The sequence below is a fragment of the Pantoea sp. ANP04 genome (assembly GCF_041982285.1).
In the GTDB taxonomy this organism is placed as follows: Bacteria; Pseudomonadota; Gammaproteobacteria; order Enterobacterales; family Enterobacteriaceae; genus Pantoea; species Pantoea eucalypti.
Genome location: NZ_JAUTYS010000081.1, coordinates 1 through 615, shown reverse-complemented (window position 1 = coordinate 615; position 615 = coordinate 1). Strand labels below are relative to the sequence as shown.

The 615-nt window shown below is 66.8% G+C and carries 1 protein-coding gene; it reads left to right on the top strand.

Features of this window, described 5'->3' with window-relative positions:
- A partial coding sequence (locus Q7C21_RS22435; RefSeq protein ID WP_375151148.1) for a MotA/TolQ/ExbB proton channel family protein occupies window positions 1-518 on the top strand: 518 nt, incomplete at its 5' end.
- Window positions 519-615 lie beyond the last annotated feature (97 nt).

Here is a 615-nt window from a genome sequence, read left to right as displayed (position 1 = left end):
AACTCTTGCCGCTGTACCGCGAAGTGGCCCGCAAGGCCGACGGCGAAGGCGGCGTGGAGCCGATCTTTGTCGCCGGCTATGAGGAATTCGGCCACCTGCACGGCGCGGCCGGCGGCGCCGCTGAAGGCGTGCTGGAGGGCGTGGAACGGGCCTTGTACGTGGCCATCAGCGAGCAGGAAACCCGCCTGGAAAAGGGCCTGCAGTTTCTTGCCACCGTGGGCTCGGTCAGCCCCTATATCGGCCTGTTCGGCACCGTGTGGGGGATCATGAACTCCTTCCTCGGCCTGTCCCAGGTGCAGCAGGCGACCCTGTCCACCGTGGCCCCGGGCATCGCCGAGGCGCTGATCGCCACCGCCATCGGCCTGTTCGCGGCGATTCCCGCGGTGATCGCCTACAACCGCTTCTCGGCCCGCAGCCAGACCCTGCTGACCCGCTACTACGCCTTTGGCAACGAACTGCAGGTGCGCCTGCACCGCACCTTGCAGGGCACCCCGAGCCACCTGGCCGTGGCCGCCTGAGAGAAGGAGCAAGCCGATGTTAGTCAGGCCGCAACGCAAGCACGGACCCAAGGCGGAAATGAACGTGGTGCCCTACATCGACGTGATGCTGGTGCTG